Genomic DNA, 19,160 nt, shown 5'->3' with positions numbered 1-19,160 from the left:
ATGAGGATTTCCGTTATCGGCTGCGGCTACCTGGGTGCCGTCCACGCGGCAACACTGGCCTCGATGGGACACACCGTGGTGGGCATCGACGTCGACGCCGGCAAAGTGGACCACCTGGGCCGCGGCTTCGCACCGTTCTTCGAGCCTGGGCTGGAAGAGCTGCTCGGGGAAGGACGTGCCACCGGCCGGCTCCGGTTCTCCACCGACTTCGCCGACGCTGCCTCCGCCCAGGTGCACTTCCTGTGCGTGGGGACGCCGCAGTCCAAGACGTCCGACGGCGCCGACCTCAGCTACTTGTTCTCCGCCACAGAGGCGCTGCTCCCGCACCTGGCCGCGGGCGCCGTCGTCGTGGGCAAATCAACGGTGCCGGTGGGCACGGTGGAGCGGTTGCGCGGGGTCCTGGCGGCGCGGTCGGACGTGCGGCTGGGCTGGAACCCGGAGTTCCTGCGGCAGGGCACAGCGGTGAAGGATTCCCTGGTGCCGGACCGGCTGGTGTACGGCGTCGACGGCGGGAAGGACGCCGGACTGGATCCTGTAAGCGGCGCGCCGCGCGGTGTCACCGCGGCACTGGACGCGGTCTACGAACCGCTGCTGCAGGCCGGAATTCCCCGCCTGGTGTGCAATTTCGCCACGGCCGAGCTGATTAAGTCGGCGTCGAACGCGTACCTGGCCACGAAGGTCAGCTTCATTAATGCAATGGCCGAGCTGTGCGACGCGTCGGGCGCCGATGTGACCGAACTGGGCGAGGCGATGGGTATGGATCCGCGGATCGGCGGCCGGTACCTGCACGCCGGTCTGGGCTTTGGCGGTGGCTGCCTGCCAAAGGACATCCGCAGTTTCCGTACCCAGGCCCTTGAACTGGGTGTGTCGTCGGTGGAGGAGTGGATGGGCGTGGTGGATGCAATCAACCTGGGCCAGCGCTCCAAAACGGCCGGGATTGCGGCCTCGCTGTGCGGCGGATCAGTCTCCGGGCGGACCGTGACGGTGCTGGGCGCGGCCTTCAAACCAGATACCGACGACATTCGCGATTCCCCCGCCCTGGACGTTGCCCTGCAGCTTGCCGAGGCCGGCGCCCACGTGACGGTGACGGACCCGAAGGCCATCAACCACGCGTGGATGCGCTTCCCGCAGCTGCGCTTTGAGCAGTCAACGCAGCGGGCGCTTGACGGTGCCGAGCTGGTGCTGCTGCTGACGGAATGGGATGAATACAGGGCGCTCTCCCCCGTCACCGCCGGCAATCTGGTGCGACGCCGGACGATACTGGATGCCCGCAACGTCCTGGATGCCGCTGCCTGGCGCGCCGTCGGGTGGACAGTGCGCGGCCTGGGAACCGGGGCTGGTGTTACTGCGCCCCTTCCGCGGACCTCTGCGGCGCTTTAGGGTGAAGCTGACCCTTGATCCCGTCCGTAAAGGATGCTTATGCGTAAGTTAACAGCTGGCCTGTTCCATTCGGTGGACGGCGTGGTGTCCGATCCTTTCCTGTGGCAGTTCAATTCCTTCGACGAAGAACTCGGCAACGGCATGGACGAGATGATGCGCCGGGTGGACGGTGTGGTGCTGGGCCGGGTGAGTTACCAGGAGTGGGCCGAATACTGGCCTACGGCTCCTGTGGACCAGGACTTTGCCGGCTTCATCAATCCTGTTCCCAAGTACGTTGCGTCACGCAGCCTGACCGGCCCGCTCGAGTGGGAGAACTCGCACCTGATGGATGCCCCCTTGGAAGAGTTCGTGGCCAGGTTGAAGGAGTCCGACGGCGGCGAGATCGCTGTGTGCGGGAGCATTTCAGTGACGCGCCAACTCCTCTTTGCCGGGCTGCTTGATTCACTGACGCTGATGACGCATCCGGTGATCGCCGGCAGTGGACGCCGGTTGTTCGAACCCAACGATCCGCAGACCCGGCTGGCCCTGCATGATGAGTACCGCACCAGCAACGGGAACCTCGTCAGCACCTACGGCCTGCTGGCCCCCTGATCATTCCCTGGGCGCCAGGCCCTGCGTTTCCTGGCGTGGGGTCAGGCCCTGCGTTCTCTGACGTGGGGTCAGGCCCTGACCAGCTCGGCGCTGCGCTCCCACAGGAGGCGGGCGAGGTCGGCGTCGTAAGCCTGTTTGTTTGCCTTCGCCAGGGCACACTTCGCGTAGTACGCGCCGGACACCCAATCCTTGCCGGCCGTTCCGTTGACCAGCCAGATCAGGGTGTCCGCTCCCTCATCCGGGCTGAGCATGAAGCGATTGAGCAGCGTGGTATAGATATGCCGCATGGCGCTGCTGGACTCACTGGCAAAACTCGTGCGCACCACCCCGGGGTGGAAAGCCGCCGTCGTAATTGAGTTTCCGCCCGAGGTTCCCGGACCGAACCTGCGGTGAAGCTCGGAGGTGAAGAGGATGTTGGCCAGCTTGCCGGTGCCGTAGGCGCGGTTGGTGCTGTATTTGCGTTCGGAAGCGAGGTCCGACAAGTCCAGGTGGCCGAAGCCGTTGGCGGCGCTTGAGGTGTTGATGATTTTGGCGGAGCTGGCGAGCAGCTTATCCATCAGCAGCGTGGTGAGCAGGAACGGTGCCAGATGATTGACCTGAAAAGTGCTTTCGTGGCCATCGATGGTGAGCTGGTGCTTACCCATGATGCCTCCGGCGTTGTTGGCCAGGACGTCGATCCGTGGGTAGCTTTCCTGCAGTTGCGTAGCCAGGGCACGGACCTGGGCCAGCTCAGAGAAATCTGCCAGGAAGTAGTCGGCATTGAGTTCGGTGGCGATGGCCTTGGTCTTGTTCTCAGAGCGGCCTACGATCACCACCTTGTCGCCGGCCTTGGAAAACGTGCGTGCAGCTGCTGCTCCGATGCCGTCGCTGGCTCCGGTGATGACGATGGTTCTCTGCTCCATGAACTTCCTCTGCTAGGCCGGTAGCCGCAGCATCCGCACACGGACATCTGCTGGTTTCAGCCACCTGCTGGTACAACGCAGGATGACCGGACGGTGTTCCGCTGCGTCCACGGGACCCGCGTGTGGACGCAGCGGTGACGCCTAACGCTCGGGGTTCAGCGACTTGCCCCAGAGGACGGCGCCGGTGGCATCGCGGAGGGTGACGGTGAAGACGTCGTCTTCGTCCAGGTCGACGTGGCCGAAGTACTGGCTGGTACCCGTGCGTGGCGACTGGTTCGCATAGGCGCCGGCTTTGAAGAATGCAACCTCGGGACCAAAGGTGCCGTCCAGGCCGCTTGGGCCAAAGGTACCTGCGTTGATGGGCCCGCCCACGAATTCCCAGAACGGATCGAAGTCACGGAACGCGGCGCGTTCAGGTGCATAGTGGTGGGCGGCACAATAGTGGACGTCAGCGGTGAGCCAGACGATGTTCTTAACCCGGTTGCGCTTGAACGCTGCGAGCACCCGGGCGATCTCCAGTTCCTTGCCCAGCGGCGCACCGTCGTCCGCGTTTGCCAATGATTCCTGGGCAGCGCCGTCGGGCACAATCAGCCCGATCGGAAGGTCCGCAGAGATCACCTTCCACGTTGCCTGCGAGCGGCTGACCTCCTTGATCAGCCAGTCGGCCTGCTCCTGGCCCAGGATGGCGGTGAGGTCCGCTTCCTTGCCGTCCGTGTTGGGGTCTTTGAAGCTGCGCATGTCCAGGCAGAAAATGTCCAGCTGGGGGCCGCGTGAGACCTTCCGGTAGATGCGGGCCGGTTCGAAGCCGGTGCTGCCGTCGCTGAGCTGAGCGATCGGCTGGTACTCCTGCCAGGCCTGGCGGCCGCGTGCGGCGAGGACGTCCACGTTCCGCTCGGTGTAGCGGGCGTCGGCGATGATCTCGCCCGGGTACCAGTTGTTGTGGGTCTCGTGGTCGTCCCACTGCGCGATGACCGGAACCTCCGCGTACATGGCCCGCACGTTGGCATCCATGAGGTTGTAGCGGTGCCGGCCGCGGAACTCGTTGAGGGTTTCGGCCACCTTGGACACTTCCTCGGTGACCAGGTTGTGCCAGATCTGCCCGTCCGGCTCGATGACCTGGGCAGAGATGGGATTGTCTGCGTAAATCGTGTCCCCGGAGTGGATGAAGAAATCCGGGCGGGTGGCGTGCATGGCAGCGTAACCGCGCATGCCGCCGATGGCTTCATTGATGCCCCAACCCTGGCCGGCGGTATCGCCGGACCAGACGAAGCTCTGGCGCCGGGGTGTCCTGTCCCGCTTCATCGCGGACATGTCCGGCGCGGTGGTGAACATGCCCTTCACAGTTTCGCCCGCGTAGCCGTCCGCGTCCTCAAAGCTGAGGGAGAGGTCGAACCGGGTGCCGCCGGGCAGCCGCTCGGCCAGGATTTTGGAGGTGAAGTCCGTTGCCTCACTGGCCCTTGTGCCACGAAGTACCCGGTGGAAGGCGCGGCCTCCGCGGAGGGGCGTACCGCCGTCGTCAACGGCCAGAAGGTTCGCCACCAGCCTGCCCGCACCGGACGCCCGCGACCAGAGCACACCGGAACTTGTGGTGACGTCGCCGGTGGCAATCCCGAACGGAAGGGTGAGCCGGTTGCGGACCAGCGGAACGGCCGACGGGCCGTTGGCTGCGGTGGCGGCAGCGGCAGCGGCAGGAACGACGGCGGCACCGGCGGCTGCCAGTGCCCCCTTCAGGACGGTGCGGCGATTGAAAGCAGTCATGCACCTATCGTGGCCGGGCCCGGTGAACCCGTGGCGACGGCAAGGTGAATAGGCGGAGGGGATTGAAGGCTACCTGGTTCGGCAGCCTTCCCCCAGCGGATTGGCGTTGCAGTCGTCCGCGTAGTTCTTGGTGACTGAGCGCCAGACCTGAAGCGTCTGCGGCGCCGAGGTAAACTCGCCCGTGCCCGTGATCGGGAGGGCTGGTCCGTTGTTCACGGAGTACGTCCCCGTAAATGACGTGGTGACGGTGACGTCGAAGTTTCCGGTGGTGCTGTAGGCATGGCTGGTACGGGTTTTGGTTCCCCATTCAGCTTCCGGGAGGGGGCCGCCGTGCGTTGCACTGGGCCCCAGAGTGGTGCCGTCGCCGTAGTTGAACGTGTACTGGGCCGGTGTTGCTGTGAGGTGGACCTGCTGGCCGAGGATGGTGATGTCGAACTGCTGCTCAGCCGCGCTGGCAAAGACGTTGGTCTCGGCACCTACGAGGGTGTGCGGGGACGGCTGGGCTGAAATGACGCCAGCCGCTACTGGAAGATTGCGGAAGTCCTCCAAGATTCGGGCGGCGATGCGGGGCAGGACGTCTTCAGGATTGGGGTCATACAGACAGGTCGGGCCACCGATGGGTGTCCATTGGGACCAAGTGGGGTCCGGGATCGTCTTTGGCGCGTATCTCCATACGATCGCTTGCCCTTCGGTTCCATCTTCACTCGGAGGGCAAGTGATCTGACCAGGAAGGCAATGATTCCTGACAGAGTTTTCATCAAGCTGGCACTGCAGAGCGTACGAATATTGATTTGGATCGTGGGGCATCGTCTGCGAGTGCGCAACTATGGCATTAGTTGCCTCTTCAACAGTCCACCGCGACTGGACCTCAATAGTCTCTTTACCGTATGAAATCTCAGGCGCCTTTGCCGCCTGAGCGGCTGGAGTGCCAACTGCGATCAGCAACAATGCTAGAACGGAGAGCGTAGCGAAGAGCTGCCGCACGGCTACACCAATTGACCGATGTCTGTAGCTACCCAAGATCCATCTGCATAAGTGGCAAAGAAGGCAGCAGCAACATTAGTTTCGTCAAGCGGGGGAAAGGGCTGGACATTGGGCGGGCCGTAAAACTCAATCCTGTCCTGAATGACCTGCACCGCAACTGATTGTTTGGCAGCTCCCTCCTGCCAATGCGCCTCGATGCTCGGTGTAGACAGGCGCCCGCCCACTACCCAGTGCTCCCCCGCGTAGGACTCCGCAAGGCCCTTTTCAAAGGTGTCGCAGAGTTCGCATCCAGGTTGGGTCGCCGCCACCCACAATGACGTGTCGCCGGTTTCATACCCGTAGTCCAGCAATTCGTACCAGTACTTCGTGAACGCCTCCAGGCCTTCCTTCGAGTTCTCGTCGGCCAGGGCAGGCTTCACGGGAACCGGAACGTTCTGGGCCTTGCCGGAAGCGTCGGCCGGCTTGTAGGCAGCTGTCGGAGTTGGCGTAGGCGTCGGAGTCGCCGAGGGAGCAGTTGACGTCGATGTCGGCTCCGCTACCGGGCCCTCTCCGCCCTGGCAGCCCGTCAGCACCAAGGCGCCGGCGGCGAGGAACGCCACAACCAGGCCTCTTGGTCGTGACGAAAGCGCAGTACGGATATTCATGAATGTCCCCCAGACATTATTGAGAACGGAAGGGCCGCTGAAGCAGCGGTATGAAAAAGCGAAAGCTGCTGAAGTAAGGGTACCCGTGCCCCTGCTGGGCCCCTCAAAGTTATCCACAGCTAAGGCGCTGCGCGCAAGTCAAGTAGACAAGAATGGTGATGGCCGCAGTTGTCCTGTGCCGCATCCAACACACCTACGGGTTAAACAAAAAGCAGGGCCGGTTCGCAATGAACCGGCCCTGCTTAGAAACCTTACGGTTCCAGAAGATCTAGGAAATTAGATAGCCTGGATGTTCGTGGCCTGAGGACCCTTGGGGCCCTGCTCGGTTTCGAAGGAGACCTTCTGGTTCTCTTCGAGGGAGCGGAAGCCGGAGGAGTTGATCGCAGAGTAGTGTGCGAAAACGTCCTGTGAGGAGTCATCGGGGGAAATGAAGCCGAAGCCCTTTTCAGCGTTAAACCATTTGACGGTGCCAGTAGCCATTATTTTTGTCCTTCTTGAAGGTGGAGGGAAAGTCCCGACTTTCGGGCCCTCCGGCGTGGGGTGTTCAAAACCGCTTCTTCAGAAGAACGCGGGCTTTCGACCGCGCTTACTGCCTGAATTACTCACTGCATAAACACAACAACAAATACGACTATACAGGACTTACTCCCAGAAGCCATAGCCGGGAAGGTTAACTTCCGGGGTCGGTGCTGAGGAGGGTGTGCCTATTCCCGTACCGGCAGCTTCGGCATACTCTTCTGGCAGGTCAGTAGCGGCAGCTGACGGCGGCACACGAAGGAGTTGGCGATGGACATGCCCAAGGCGTCCGAGGCAGACAAGAATCGTTTCCTACGGGCCATGCCTAAGCATCCGGATGTCATGGTGAAGCCGATGTTCGGCAACCTGGGCGCCTTTGTGAACCGCAATATGTTTGCCGGCCTTTTCGGGACGGTAGTCGGCGTCAAGCTGGCTCCCGCCGACAGGGCAGAGCTTGAAAGCAGCGAAGCTACAGTTCCCTTCGGCCCTGAGGAGCGGCCCCTGGGAGAGTACACCGGCCTGCCGGAAGCGTGGCAGGACGAGAACCACAGCGAACAGACGGCCGATTGGGTGAACAAGGCTTTCGCCCATGTCGCGACCCTGCCACCCAAGGCCAGCAAACCACCCAAGGCGCCCAAAACAACAAAGGCACCCTACGCCCGTAAGAACACCACATAGCACCAATACGTGCCTCCTCAATTTCACAAATCGCGCCATCCCGATGCTGGTCAGCCGTTCATTTTCGATTCACTTAATGGTCGGCAGGCGTCCAATCTGCCTGCATACGGTCGAATGCATGGAAAACATTTCACGCAGGTCCCTGCTCTCTGTTGGTCTCGGTGCCGGCATCGTCGCCGCGGTACCCGGTGCCGCCGTCGCGGTTTCCACCGCCGATGACGCCGGCCTCAAAAACGATCCCTTCCTGCTCGGCATTGCCTCGGGCGAACCGTGGCCCGACGGCTTTGTCCTCTGGACCCGCCTCGCCCTGAACCCGGTAGCTGAAGACGGCCTAGGCGGCATGCCCAATCGCAACGTTGCAGTTGCGTGGGAAGTCGCCGAAGACGAAGGAATGCGGAAAGTCGTAGTCCGCGGGGTGGAGCACGCCCGTCCCGAAAATGCGCACTCAGTGCACGTGGAATTGCGCGGTTTGCAGTCCGGCCACGAGTATTACTATCGGTTCCGCGCCGGACGGCACCTCACCGCCGTCGGCCGCACCATGACCAGCCCCGCGCTGCACGAAACACCCGCGGCCCTCGCCATGGCCTTTGCCAGCTGCGCGCACTACGAGCAGGGCTACTTCACCGCGTACCGCCACCTCGCCCAGGACCACCCGGACCTGGTCCTGCACCTGGGCGACTACCTGTACGAGTACAAGAAAAACGCCGGCGACACCCCGCGCAAGCACGAAGGCCTGGAGACCACCACGCTTGCCGGCTACCGCCAGCGCCACGCGCAGTACAAGTCCGACGCCGATCTGCAGGCCGCGCACGCCGTGGCACCGTGGCTGGTGGTGTGGGATGACCACGAGGTGGACAACAACTGGGCCGATGAGATCCCGGAGAACCGGGACGCCAGCCAGCTGAACGACACCACTGAGCGTTTCCGCCAGCGCCGGGCGGCGGCGTTCCAGGCTTACTACGAGAACATGCCACTGCGTGCCTCCTCGGTGCCGGCAGGTTTCGATATGAAGATCTACCGCACTCTCCAGTGGGGCCAGCTGGCCAACTTCCACATGATGGACACCCGCCAGTACCGTGATGACCAGCTTGCCGGCGACGGCTGGAAGAAGAACGTGGCCGAACGCCTGGCGGAGAACCGCACCATCACCGGCGCCGAGCAGGAACAGTGGCTGCTCAACGGCCTGCAGAACTCCTCCCAGCGCTGGGACATCCTGGGCCAGCAGGTGTTCTTCACCGAGCGCGACCGCGCCCAGGACCTGGCCATCGATGACGTTTCCATGGACGGCTGGGACGGCTACGCCGCTTCCCGGCGGAGGATCACGCAGGGCTGGGTGGACGCGAACGTCCGCAACGCCGTCGTACTGACCGGCGACGTGCACCGTAACTGGGCTGCCGATGTCAAACTCGACTACAAGGACCCTGCCTCACCGGTGGTCGGCTCCGAACTGGTGTGCACGTCCATCACCTCCACCGGAAACGGCTCCGGCTCCACCGTGGATCCGATCATGGCATGGAACCCGCACCTGAAGTTCTACAACGACAACCGCGGCTACGTGAACACCACCATCACCAAGGACTCCATGCAGGCTGATTTCCGGGTGGTGAGCCAAGTGACCGCCCCCGGTGCCCCCGTCTCCACCAAGGCCAGCTACCAGATCCTCGACGGCGTCCCGGGCCTACAGGCCAAGTAAAAGGGCCAAGCCTTAAGGCAGGAAAGCACGACGGCGGGCGGCCGGTTTTCGAACCGGTCGCCCGCCGTCGTGGGCAGACCATTCGCAGGGACACCGGGCTATCGGCGTCGTCAGTGGCCCCCGCGCCGAACCGTGGAGCAGTTTGAGGAAATTCGGGCCCTTGAGCCGCTGCATGGCGTCCACGCGGACACCACTGAACTGGAAACCTGGCCCAGCGGGGAGTGAATCAGAGCGCAAACCCTACGGGTGCTCTATCCAGCAGCCGAGGATGGTGGTGGACAGCTGGTACGCGAAGGCGTTCTTGGTAATCTTCTCCGGACCCAGATCGTTGGGCAGGTCGGAGGCGTTTACCTGCAGGATCATCCGGTCCTTCTGGAACACCGCAGAGCCGTCAGCGGTTTCGTAGGCCGGGAAGCCCAGGTTCGCCAGCCCCTTGATGGGCTCGGCGTCCTTGGCAAGGGCCTGCATCGCGTCGAAGTATTCAAGGGCTGCTGCCTCATCCTTGGCTTCCTGAACGGTGATGTCCAGGTCGCCCTGGTCAAGGTGGTACGTGCAGCTGAAGGTGCTGTTGGCCCAGTCATTGATGGTGTGCGGGTCTTCGGGGAGGCCCAGGATGGACACTACATTGCCCATCACCTGGTCCCCGCAAACCATCTTGGAGGCCTCGGTGGGGCCGTCAGCCGTGGTGGCTCCTGCAGGGGTGAGGCTTTCGGAGCTGGCACCGTGGCCGGCGTGGCCGCCGTCGTGGGCGCCGCCGTTACCGCCGGCCCCTGCTGCACAGCTTGTGAGCAGCAGGGACGCGGCGGTCAACAAGACCAGTGCGTGCTTACGGTTGTTCATTTCCATGTCCATCCTTTGCCGCACACCCTAATCAGGGGGGACAGTGTGTTGTCAGGCCTTGAGCTTGGCGTAGATCACGTAGTTGTCGTTGAAGAGGCCGGTTGCGGCGTCGTAGCCGTCACAGGTGATGAGCCGCAGCTCGGATCCTGGCGTGTTGCCGTAGACCTCGAAGGTGGGGAAGCTGTTTTTGCTGTACAGAGCCCCGCGGTCCACGGTGAACACCGCCACGCTGCCATCAGCGCGCGTCACGTTGATCTCGGCCCCCGGCGTCAGCTGCCGCAGGTCCGCGAACACACCTTTGGCTCCGCCAAGCGCATTGACGTGGCCCAGCAGTACGGAGGGTCCGCGCTCCCCCGGGGTGGGGGAACCGGTGTACCAGCTGGCGGGTGCTCCGCTGCCGGTATCCTGCGGAACCTCAAGGGAGCCGTTTTCCCGCAGACCCAAATGGATCAGGTCGTTGCGAAGGCCAATCGAAGGAATTGCCACCGTCACCGGTGCCGATTCCGCCAGAACAGGCGGCTTAGCCTCAGCGGGGGCGGCTGCCGGAGCAGGCGGCGGGGTGGTGGGTGCGGGTGCCAACGGCGTGGCCGGCTCCGCAGAAACTGAAGCGGAGGCGCTGGGTGCGGCTCCGGCGTCGGGCATTGCGCTGCCGCAACCGGCCAGCGCCAGCAGGAGCAGAGCCCCGGCCGCCGCGGAGGCAACAGGGCCTCCGCTGCGGCCGGGAATCTTCCTCATGGTAACCAGTCCTGGGAAGGGCTTAGGCTACGGCGGTGCGGCGACGGATGACGTAGGCTCCGCCGGCAAGTGCGGCGAGAACCAGTCCGCCACCCAGTGCCAGGGCACCGGTGTCGGTACCGGAGGTGGAAGCAACGCCCGTATCAGCGCCGCCTACCGGCATGGCCATGCCCTCGGTCAGGGTCCCACACAGAGCGGGCGAGGTAGCGGCCAGGGGCAGTTCCGGAACCAGATCGCTCTTGGCTTCGGCACCGGCCTTGGTCAGCGTGGCGGGGTCAAGACCGTGGACAACGACGACGGCGGTGCCGGCTTCGAGTGCGGCCTTGGTTTCGGCGTTCAGCTCGAACGTCCTGTCAATGGTGTAGCTGCCGCCCTGTCCGGCGACCTTGAGATCAAGGCCGGCTGCGGGGCTGGTGTCACCGCTGGTGGAGAGTGTGGTGACGATGCCGCCGTAGTTCGGTGCGCCTTCGGTGGTGGAGATGACGCCGTTGCCGTCTGCATCAACGGAAGGGTCCGGGCAGGTGCCCTGTGCTCCGCCGTGGATGTGCTGGACGTGGGGGTACGGCGCGTCCATGAAGGTTTCGGCCAGGCCGGAGACCTTCAGCACCGCGTGGGCTTCATTGCCGTTGACGTCCACGGTGATGGTTCCTGCTGCGGAGCTGCCGTTGATCTGCCCCAGGGTGGACTGGTAGGAGTGCGGACCGTCATGAGCCATGGCCGGAGCAGTGGAGAGAGCCAGTGCGCCGAGGGCCAGGGTGGGGACTGCCATGTAGCGAAGTGTCTTGTTCATTTGAAAATCTCCTCATACAACTGCATGTGATGTGGTCGCTTCCCCGGAAGGGGACACAGAGGTGCTTCGGATCACGTTTCCGGTCGGATGGGTCGGATGGAAATATATTTTTCCCGGCCGCCCGGAACTGCCTCGAAACTGCGACGGTGCTTGTCCCCCGCCTAGATTCGTAACTGCACGCACACCGATCCAAACGGCCCGCGGCACCGAATACCCTGTACAACCCACAAGACACATGGAGCGGCAGGTGAAATAAGTGAGTACGTTACAGGCGAGCGTCCTATGCTGGACAGTGATGGAAACTCCCAACGCTCCAAACTCTGCGCCCGCACCTGGCGCCGTCCCCGCCGCGCCAAGTGCCGGCCCGGATCTGAACAGGCAACTGGGCGTGCTGTTGGCCCGGGTGGCCGACGGCGACACGGCAGCGTTTGCTGAGTTTTACCGGCTGACCTCCCGCCGCGTCTTCGGCATGGCCCGGCGCGTCCTGGTGGACCTGGAACTCAGCGAAGACGCCACCCAGGAGGTTTACCTGCAGGTGTGGCAGAAGGCAACAAGCTACAACGCGGCAGCGGGCAGTCCGCTGGCCTGGCTCATGACCATTTCGCACCGCCGCGCCGTGGATAAGGTCCGCTCTGCGCAGGCTTCCACGGACCGCGAGGCCAAGTACGGAGCCAACAGCCAGGAGATCGACCACGATTCGGTCTCCGACGAGGTTGGCAGCCGGCTGGAGGCCGAGGCCGTGGTGCGCTGTCTGGGGACCTTGACGGAGACGCAGCAGGAATCCGTCCGGCTGGCGTATTACGGCGGCCTGACCTACCGGGAAGTTGCCGAACGTTTGAATTCCGCAATACCAACTATCAAATCCCGGATCCGGGATGGACTGCTCCGGTTGAAGACCTGTTTGGAGGTGAGTTGAGATGAACAGCATGGACGCAAACGACGGCGGCACAGCCTTCCGCGGTTTCGCCGCCGACATTGCCACTGACCTTGAGGCCGGCCGCGCCGTAGAGCTGGCGGAGATTTATGCGCTGGACGCCATTGGCGACGACGAGCGGGACCTGATTGACGGCTATATCTCGGCCGCCCCGCAGGCTGAGCGCGATGCTTTTGACGAGCGGGTCCGCCAGGCAAGGGAAACGCTGTCGCTGGCTTTTGCTGTGGAGGAAGAGCCGCCCGCCGGACTGTTGGATCGAACCCTGGCGCAACTGCCGGACGCCGCCTCAAGGGCGCCGGTTGCGGCGGCACCGGCCGACGCCCCGCCGTCGGCCGCCCGATCGCAGCCAAGAGATGACCTGCAGGCTGCCCGGCACCGCCGGGAGGAACGACGCAACCCGTCCGCGGCCAGAAAATGGCTGATCGGCGCTGTTGCTGCCGGCGTGCTGACCCTGGGCGGGCTGGGTATTGGCTCCTATGTGGTCACCCAGAACGATCCGGTGAACCAGATACTGCAGGCGCAGGATGTGCGTGAAGAGACGGTGGCAGTATCCGGCGGCGGTACCGCGACGGTGACGATCTCCGAATCCAGGGACGCCGTGGTGTTGCGAATGAAGGACGTCCCGCCGCCGCCCGAGGGCAAGGTCTACCAGATGTGGCTGATCCCCGAAGACGGCTCCGCGCCGGTGTCCCAGGGGTTGATGGAAGCCGAGGCGTTGTCCACGCCGGCCGTAGTCACCGGAATCAGCTCCGCCGCCGCGCTGGGAATCACGGTGGAACCTGATGGCGGATCTCCATCACCCACGATGCCGACGGTTGCCGCAGCCCCGCTGGGCGCCTAGCCTGCCGTCCGCCTGACCGCGGACGACTGAACCTGTATCAGGTTACGAAGCCCGGGTACCAGAGCCTTCCAAAGAGGTTCAGGTACCCGGGCTTTTTTGCTGTTCCGGGTAAACCCTGGAACACCACGGGAGAAAGTTCTCCTCGATGACCCATCCGTTCTACGGTGTGCCCCGAATGAAAGGCGTAACCCTTTGGAACAGCGGGCAAACACAAGCCGCTGCTCCATAAACAGCTATCGCATCCAGGAGAACACCATGGCTACTCACACGCATTCCCGTACCACCGGCCGCACCAACGTCCAGAAGGCATCCATGGCCGTCGGCGCCGTGTTCCTGCTGGTCGGCGTACTGGGCTTCATCCCCGGCATCACCGCCAACCACGACCAGCTGCACTTCGCCGGCGCCCACTCGGAGGCCCTGCTGCTGGGCCTGTTCCAGGTATCGGTCCTGCACAACATCGTCCACCTGCTCTTCGGTGTCGCCGGCCTGGTGCTGGCCCGCAGCGCAGGTGGTGCCAGGTCCTTCCTGCTCTACGGCGGCATCATCTACCTGGTCCTGTTCGTCTACGGCCTGGTGGTCCCGCAGGATTCGGTCGGAAACTTCGTGCCCCTGAACAGCTTCGACAACATCCTGCACCTGGCGCTCGGCGTCGGCATGATCGCCCTGGCCATGATCCTCACCCGGGGCCGCAGCAGCCTTCACCCGTAACCCCCGCGGCAGGTCCCGCGCAGGAAAAGCCCCGGCAGGTGGCGGCAGATGCTCCTCGGAGCGTTTGCCGCCACCTGCTTTTGTCATGAATTCGGTGGCTGCCCGTTGACTGACGGCTGTTCGACGGCGGTGCGAAGCGGCACGGATGGGCGGCAGTACGCGCTCGCCTGGATGGACAACTCCGCGAACCCGTGCGCCTGCGCCTTCTGCGTGCGTGCCGCCTGCGGGTTCAGCCCGCTGCACCACGCAGGGTAAACCCGGAAACCGCATTTGCCCCCGCCGGCCGCGGAGCTGGAGACGCCTAGGCGGGCGAGCATCTCCCGCGGAAACCGGAACACCCCAGACCTGCCCTCGTGCTCAACAAACACCAGCAATCCGTGCACCGGTTCATCAAACGGGAATGGCTCCGTCGAGCCATCCTCGGCCCGACGCCAGACCGAAACGAATGCTCCCGGCTTGGTGGGTGTGACTTTTGCCGTGCGGATCCGCCAACGCTGCCCGCCGAGAGTGGCAATCCCGGCCTGGTACTCCGCATTCTCCAGCTCCGCTTCGACGCTGTGCCGGATGTTGGCGGGATTTAGTACCAAGCGGGCGTAGGCGGCAAAGGAAGCGAATGGCACCGGCCCATCCTGCCACAGCCGCAGCGGGCGTGGCCGCCTCGGGCCCGTTCGGCAGCGGTTGATGATGTTGTCCAACAAACGCGTCACACCGGTAGGCTGGGAATCCCTGAGACCAGCAGCAAAGCGAGGCATAACGTGCACGAGGACGCCGCGAGCTTCCTGTCCCGGCCGGTGGCCGCCCAGCCCGGCTCACCCCTGCGCGTGGCGGTGTATTCGAGGATTGCCGAGGCCATCCGGAACAACTTTCTGACCCCCGGTTCCATGATCCCCACGGAGACCGAGCTCGGCGCGGACATGAAGGTCAGCCGCACGGTGGTCCGCGAGGCACTGATGCTGCTGGAGGAGGACGGCCTGATCCGGGCACGGCGCGGGGTAGGCCGGTTTGTCTCGGACACGCTCCCCCGCATTGGCATCGAGCGGATTCGGCCTTTCGAGGAGGTCCTGGGCGGCCCCGGGCAGCACCTGGAGATCAAACGCATCCAAAAGGAACTGCAGCCGGCCTCGGAATTCGTCGCCCCGGGCATCGGCGTGGAGCCGGGCACTGATTGCTGGCTCTGGGAATCGGTGCTCATCCGCGACGGCGAGGCCATCGCCCACCTGCAGGAGCATGTCTCCGCCCAGCCGGTCAGCCTGGGCACCAGCCCCGCCGCGCCCCTGGACCTGGAGGACGACGGCGGAGCCACCTTGTTTGCCACGCTCAGCACTGCGATGGGCCGGGTTCCGGGCCCGGGCGAGTGCCAGATCAGCCTCAGCCAAGTGGGCCCGAGCCGCGCCAAGCTGCTGGACCTGCGGCCCTCCGATCCGGTGCTGGTACTCACCCAGTACGTCCGGCAGGGCAACAGGCCCTTCTACCTGGCAAAGTGCCTGATCGCGGCGCGCGCCGGGCACCTTTCGGTGATGCAGCAGTTCCAGGCCTGACCCAACCCCAACACAGCCCTGGAAAGGCCCGGGTACCCCGGGACCTAGGCGACCGATTCCGCGGAGGCGAGTGCCGCCGTCGTGGTTTCGGCAGGCTCAACCACCGAATAGGCCAGCAGGGTCTCCACCAGGTGCGGCGCGAAGTCGTCCGCCAGCTCCAGCACTACCCGGCAGCGCGCGCCGGTCTGCTCCGGGTAGCCCAGGTAGCGTCCGCGGAGGTCGAAGATGGTCTGGCCGCGGCCGGGGCCCTGGGTGGTGTCGACGTCGACCCTCACCACCGGGGCCAGTGACGCGCCCACGCCGCCCATGGCGATTGCCGCGGCGAGGGGATCGTGCATGGCGGAGCAGGCGCGGCCGAACTGGCTTTCGTAGAAGCGGAAGTAGTAGCCCAGCATCTCCCCCAGCGCCTGCGGCACCGGCCCCGGCGCGGCGAGCAGCTGCTGCCGGTGGCTCTCCTCCAGGACAGATGCCATGGTGACATCCAGCGGTACCAGGGTCACGTCCCAGTCGGCCGCGAGGACCTCGGCGGCGGCCTCGGGATCGTTGGCGATGTTGGCTTCGGCCACCGCGGTGATGTTGCCGGGGGCGTAGGCGGCACCGCCCATGATGGTGACGTCCCGGACCAGCCGCGGCAGCTGCGGATCCAGCCGGAGGGCCTCGGCAACGTTGGTCAGCGGGCCCACGGCCAGGATCCGGAGCGTGCCGGGGTGTTCGTGGGCGAGCCGGACCAGCATCTGCGCCGCGGAATCGGGCGCGAGCCGGGCGCTGGATGCCTCCAGCGATACCTCGCCGATGCCGTTGGCGCCGTGGACGTGCGGGGCGCCGCCGCGGAAGCCGCCCACCAGGGGGTCGTGCGCACCGAGTGCGACGGGGATGTGCGCGCGGCCGGCGAGCTGGAGCAGGTCCAGGGTGTTGCGGGCGCCGTCGGCGGCACTGACGTTGCCGCTGACGGTGCCGATCCCGCGAAGGTCCGCCTGCGGGGAGGCGAGCAGGTAGGCCAGGGCCAGGGCGTCGTCGATTCCGGTGTCGCAGTCGAGGTAGATCGGGCTGCTGGGAGGGATGGTCATGCTGTGTTTCTCGTTTCGGTTGGTGCGGGGTTTGGAGGTCAGAGAGTTTCGCCCTTGGGCGCGGCCACGAAGAGGCTGACAATGAAGGCGGCCGCTGTAATACCCACCGAGATCCAGAGGGCGGTGGCATAGCCGGCGGACGTTGCCTGGGCGGCGAACGGCGCAACGACCACGACGCCGAGGCTCGCCCCGATGCCGAAGGAGGCACCGTTGATGCCGGGCAGCGCGGCCGGAGCTTCCTTGGGCGAGAGCAGGACCGAGAGGCCGTTGATGGCGGTGAGGAAGAAGCCGTTGTAGAAGATGCCCAGGGCGGCGATGGCGATCAGGACGCCTACCTGGTTGTGGGAGAACATTGCGGCGGTGATGGCGCAGGCCAGGCTGAGGCCGGTGCCGATCCGGAGGGTCTTGATCCAGCCGCGGCGGTCAGCCAGCCAGCCGGCCAGCGGTGCGGCGAAGACGCCGATCAGGGCGGCGGGCGTCAGGAACAGCAGGGCGGAGACGGACGCGCTGAGGCCGAAGCCGTTGAGGGCGTCCTGGCTGAGCAGCACCACGGTGAAGTTGATGATGGCGAAGATGCCGGCGAGGGTCAGCACAGTGGTGGCGATGACCGGCCAGACCTGGCGGGAGCGCAGGTGGTGGACGGCGATCAGCGGGTGGCTGCGCTTCTTCTCGATCATCCAGAAGGCGGTGAAGGAAGCGATCGAGCCGGCCAGCAAGGTCAGGGTGCTGGGCGCGGTCCAGCCGGCGGCCGAGCCGTCAGAGACGAAGTAGGTGATGAACACCAGGAACACCGAGAGGGATCCGGCGCCCCACCAGTCCATGGCGCCGCGGACGCCCTGGGGCCGTCCGGCGGGGACCATTTTGAGGATGCAGCCGGCGGCGATGGCCGTGAGGACCAGGACGACGACGAAGATGGACCGGAAGCCGAGCGTTTCAGCCATCAGCCCGCCCACGTAGCCGTCCACGCCGCCCACTCCGCCGTTGATGGCGGCGATGATGCCCACCGAGGTGCCGAAGACGCGGGCGTTCAGGTTTTCGCTGAGCACAATGTAGGCGAGGGCGAAGACGGCGCTGGAGACGCCCTGCAGGAACCGGCCGGCCACCAGCAGCGGCAGGGTGGGGGCGACGATGCACAGGACGGTGCCGGCGCCCATGATGCCCAGGACCAGGAGCAGGGCGGCGCGGCGGCCGATGAAGTCGCTCCAGCGTCCGATCACCGGCCCGGCGATGGCGCCGGCCAGGAAGAACATGGACTGGACCGGGGCTGCACTGTCCGCGCCGAGGCCGAAGGAGGCTGCGATCTGCGGCAGGGCCGGGGTGACCATGCTGGCATTGAGCTGGAAGGACAGGACGCCCAACAGCAGGGTGGAAATCAGGAGCGCGGCGCGGCGGCCGACGAATTTGGGGGTTTCTTTTTCGGTCTCCGGCGGCGGTGCGGCAACCGAGGTGGGGGTATTCACATCAAACTCCTTTGTTTGGCAGGCAGGATCCTGCAACTGGGACGTGAGTTGTTATACAACCATGTATGACACACAAGTACAACCGTGCCGTACACTATTTCTTACTCAGACCCCTGGCCCGTTAGGACTTTCATGAGCACCACACTTCCTGCCGTCACCGTCGTCGGCAGCATCAACCTGGACATCATTGCCACCACGGACCGGCTTCCCACCGCCGGTGAAACCATTGGCGGCGGCGTCCTGCAGCAGCAGCCGGGCGGCAAGGGCGCCAACCAGGCCGTGGCCGCAGCAAGGCTGGGCGGCAGCGTGCGGATGGTCGGCGCGGTGGGCGCTGACGCCTCCGGCCAGCTGATGCTGGATGCCCTGTCCGCTGCCGGCGTGGACGCTTCCGCTGTGGCAATGCTCGACGGCGACGCAACAGGGACGGCGCTGATCGTGGTGGACGCCGAGGGCGAAAACCAGATTGTGGTGTGCCCCGGCGCCAACTCCCGGCTCTCGCTGGAGGGCCTCGAGTTCGGGCCTGAGGAGACCGTGCTGTGCCAGCTTGAGGTGGGCGTGCCCGTGGTGCTGGAGGCGGCCAGTCGGTCCGAGGGTTACTTTGTGCTGAACGCGGCGCCGGCCATGGACCTGCCGGTTGAGCTGCTGGAGCGCTGCGACCTGGTGATCGTCAACGAGACCGAATACGCCCTGATCCCGGCCCTGGCGAAGGCGAAGCTGGTGGCCGTCACCTACGGGAAGGACGGCGCGGCGATGTTTGAGCACGGACGCAAGGTGGCCGAGGCTCCGGCCGCCGCGGTGACCGTGGCGAATACCATCGGCGCGGGCGACGCGTTCTGCGCCGCCCTGGTGCTGGCGCTTGGCTCCGGACTCCCCTACGCCGAAGCGCTGGCCGTGGCCAACGCGGTGGGTGGGGACGCGGTGGGCGATGACTCCTCCCAGCCGGCACTGGCCCCGCTGGCGAAGTACGTTGCCCGAATCGGTGGTTGAGCCTGTCGAAACCCGGTGGTTGAGCCTGTCGAAACCCGGGGGCGGATAACAGCCCAAATGGACCCGCACCAAACTTCGTGAGAGACTTCACAGGTTTTGGTGTGGTGCGCGCCA

At 65.0% G+C, this 19,160-nt stretch carries 20 protein-coding genes; 9 read left to right on the top strand and 11 right to left on the bottom strand.

Annotation, left to right across the window (positions count from 1 at the left end; translation table 11 throughout):
- Together ACWA13_RS05710 and ACWA13_RS05705 are read left to right on the top strand one after the other, a co-directional pair.
- Nucleotides 1–1,380 carry a UDP-glucose dehydrogenase family protein gene (locus ACWA13_RS05710; protein ID WP_463937187.1) on the top strand — a complete coding sequence of 460 codons (1,380 nt, stop codon included), beginning with the start codon at nt 1–3 and terminating at the stop codon, nt 1,378–1,380.
- A gap of 39 nt (nt 1,381–1,419) precedes the next feature.
- Nucleotides 1,420–1,971, top strand: coding sequence for a dihydrofolate reductase family protein (locus ACWA13_RS05705; protein ID WP_463937186.1), 552 nt, complete (start codon nt 1,420–1,422; stop codon nt 1,969–1,971).
- Nucleotides 1,972–2,039: 68 nt separating this feature from the next.
- Here the strand turns inward: ACWA13_RS05705 and ACWA13_RS05700 are convergent, their stop codons facing one another.
- From ACWA13_RS05700 to ACWA13_RS05680, 5 genes are all read right to left on the bottom strand, one after another.
- Entirely contained in the window at nt 2,040–2,873 is an 834-nt protein-coding gene (locus ACWA13_RS05700) for an SDR family NAD(P)-dependent oxidoreductase (RefSeq protein WP_463937185.1), read from the bottom strand.
- A 141-nt stretch (nt 2,874–3,014) separates the two neighbouring features.
- On the bottom strand, nt 3,015–4,631 hold the full coding sequence (locus tag ACWA13_RS05695; RefSeq protein WP_463937184.1) for an alkaline phosphatase D family protein: 1,617 nt from the start codon (nt 4,629–4,631) through the stop codon (nt 3,015–3,017).
- A 69-nt stretch (nt 4,632–4,700) separates the two neighbouring features.
- The gene (locus ACWA13_RS05690; RefSeq protein WP_463937183.1) at nt 4,701–5,180 is read right to left on the bottom strand and encodes a hypothetical protein; all 480 of its coding nucleotides are present in this window, start codon (nt 5,178–5,180) and stop codon (nt 4,701–4,703) included.
- Nucleotides 5,181–5,617: 437 nt separating this feature from the next.
- Nucleotides 5,618–6,259, bottom strand: coding sequence for a DUF6318 family protein (locus tag ACWA13_RS05685; RefSeq protein WP_463937182.1), 642 nt, complete (start codon nt 6,257–6,259; stop codon nt 5,618–5,620).
- Nucleotides 6,260–6,535: 276 nt separating this feature from the next.
- Complete coding sequence (locus tag ACWA13_RS05680) at nt 6,536–6,739, bottom strand: cold-shock protein (protein WP_011690916.1); 204 nt, start codon at nt 6,737–6,739, stop codon at nt 6,536–6,538.
- A gap of 306 nt (nt 6,740–7,045) precedes the next feature.
- Here ACWA13_RS05680 and ACWA13_RS05675 point away from each other — a divergent pair, with 306 nt between their 5' ends.
- Together ACWA13_RS05675 and ACWA13_RS05670 are read left to right on the top strand one after the other, a co-directional pair.
- Nucleotides 7,046–7,453 (top strand): TfoX/Sxy family protein, encoded by a 408-nt coding sequence (locus ACWA13_RS05675; protein WP_463937181.1) that lies wholly within the window; start codon nt 7,046–7,048, stop codon nt 7,451–7,453.
- Nucleotides 7,454–7,571: 118 nt separating this feature from the next.
- Nucleotides 7,572–9,146, top strand: coding sequence for an alkaline phosphatase D family protein (locus ACWA13_RS05670; RefSeq protein ID WP_463937180.1), 1,575 nt, complete (start codon nt 7,572–7,574; stop codon nt 9,144–9,146).
- 240 nt (nt 9,147–9,386) lie between these two features.
- On the opposite strand, the gene ACWA13_RS05665 is transcribed toward ACWA13_RS05670, so the two are convergent.
- The 3 genes from ACWA13_RS05665 to ACWA13_RS05655 are packed head-to-tail and all read right to left on the bottom strand — an operon-like array spanning nt 9,387 to nt 11,511.
- The gene (locus ACWA13_RS05665; RefSeq protein WP_463937179.1) at nt 9,387–9,992 is read right to left on the bottom strand and encodes a hypothetical protein; all 606 of its coding nucleotides are present in this window, start codon (nt 9,990–9,992) and stop codon (nt 9,387–9,389) included.
- A 45-nt stretch (nt 9,993–10,037) separates the two neighbouring features.
- Nucleotides 10,038–10,721 carry a sortase domain-containing protein gene (locus tag ACWA13_RS05660; protein ID WP_463937178.1) on the bottom strand — a complete coding sequence of 228 codons (684 nt, stop codon included), beginning with the start codon at nt 10,719–10,721 and terminating at the stop codon, nt 10,038–10,040.
- Nucleotides 10,722–10,743: 22 nt separating this feature from the next.
- On the bottom strand, nt 10,744–11,511 hold the full coding sequence (locus ACWA13_RS05655) for a hypothetical protein (RefSeq protein WP_463937177.1): 768 nt from the start codon (nt 11,509–11,511) through the stop codon (nt 10,744–10,746).
- 295 nt (nt 11,512–11,806) lie between these two features.
- Between ACWA13_RS05655 and sigK the strand changes: the two genes are divergently transcribed.
- The 3 genes from sigK (at nt 11,807) to ACWA13_RS05640 (ending at nt 13,994) form a co-directional block, all read left to right on the top strand.
- The gene (gene sigK / locus ACWA13_RS05650; protein ID WP_463937841.1) at nt 11,807–12,427 is read left to right on the top strand and encodes an ECF RNA polymerase sigma factor SigK; all 621 of its coding nucleotides are present in this window, start codon (nt 11,807–11,809) and stop codon (nt 12,425–12,427) included.
- Between the two features lies 1 nt (nt 12,428).
- Entirely contained in the window at nt 12,429–13,286 is an 858-nt protein-coding gene (locus tag ACWA13_RS05645) for an anti-sigma factor (RefSeq protein WP_463937176.1), read from the top strand.
- A 255-nt stretch (nt 13,287–13,541) separates the two neighbouring features.
- On the top strand, nt 13,542–13,994 hold the full coding sequence (locus ACWA13_RS05640; RefSeq protein ID WP_463937175.1) for a DUF4383 domain-containing protein: 453 nt from the start codon (nt 13,542–13,544) through the stop codon (nt 13,992–13,994).
- 83 nt (nt 13,995–14,077) lie between these two features.
- Here ACWA13_RS05640 and ACWA13_RS05635 read toward each other — a convergent pair whose 3' ends face one another.
- Entirely contained in the window at nt 14,078–14,614 is a 537-nt protein-coding gene (locus ACWA13_RS05635; RefSeq protein WP_463937174.1) for a MepB family protein, read from the bottom strand.
- Between the two features lie 135 nt (nt 14,615–14,749).
- On the opposite strand from ACWA13_RS05635, the gene ACWA13_RS05630 reads away from it, so the two are divergent.
- Entirely contained in the window at nt 14,750–15,532 is a 783-nt protein-coding gene (locus tag ACWA13_RS05630) for a GntR family transcriptional regulator (protein ID WP_463937173.1), read from the top strand.
- A gap of 44 nt (nt 15,533–15,576) precedes the next feature.
- On the opposite strand, the gene ACWA13_RS05625 is transcribed toward ACWA13_RS05630, so the two are convergent.
- Both ACWA13_RS05625 and ACWA13_RS05620 read right to left on the bottom strand, forming a co-directional pair.
- The gene (locus ACWA13_RS05625) at nt 15,577–16,599 is read right to left on the bottom strand and encodes a nucleoside hydrolase (RefSeq protein ID WP_463937172.1); all 1,023 of its coding nucleotides are present in this window, start codon (nt 16,597–16,599) and stop codon (nt 15,577–15,579) included.
- A gap of 38 nt (nt 16,600–16,637) precedes the next feature.
- Nucleotides 16,638–18,059 carry an MFS transporter gene (locus ACWA13_RS05620; RefSeq protein ID WP_463937171.1) on the bottom strand — a complete coding sequence of 474 codons (1,422 nt, stop codon included), beginning with the start codon at nt 18,057–18,059 and terminating at the stop codon, nt 16,638–16,640.
- Nucleotides 18,060–18,191: 132 nt separating this feature from the next.
- Between ACWA13_RS05620 and ACWA13_RS05615 the strand changes: the two genes are divergently transcribed.
- Nucleotides 18,192–19,046, top strand: coding sequence for a ribokinase (locus ACWA13_RS05615; RefSeq protein WP_463937170.1), 855 nt, complete (start codon nt 18,192–18,194; stop codon nt 19,044–19,046).
- The last annotated feature ends 114 nt before the right edge of the window (nt 19,047–19,160 follow it).

The sequence above is a fragment of the Pseudarthrobacter sp. TRD_SC_9 genome (genome assembly GCF_055361265.1).
This window is presented reverse-complemented; position numbering and strand designations above follow the sequence as displayed.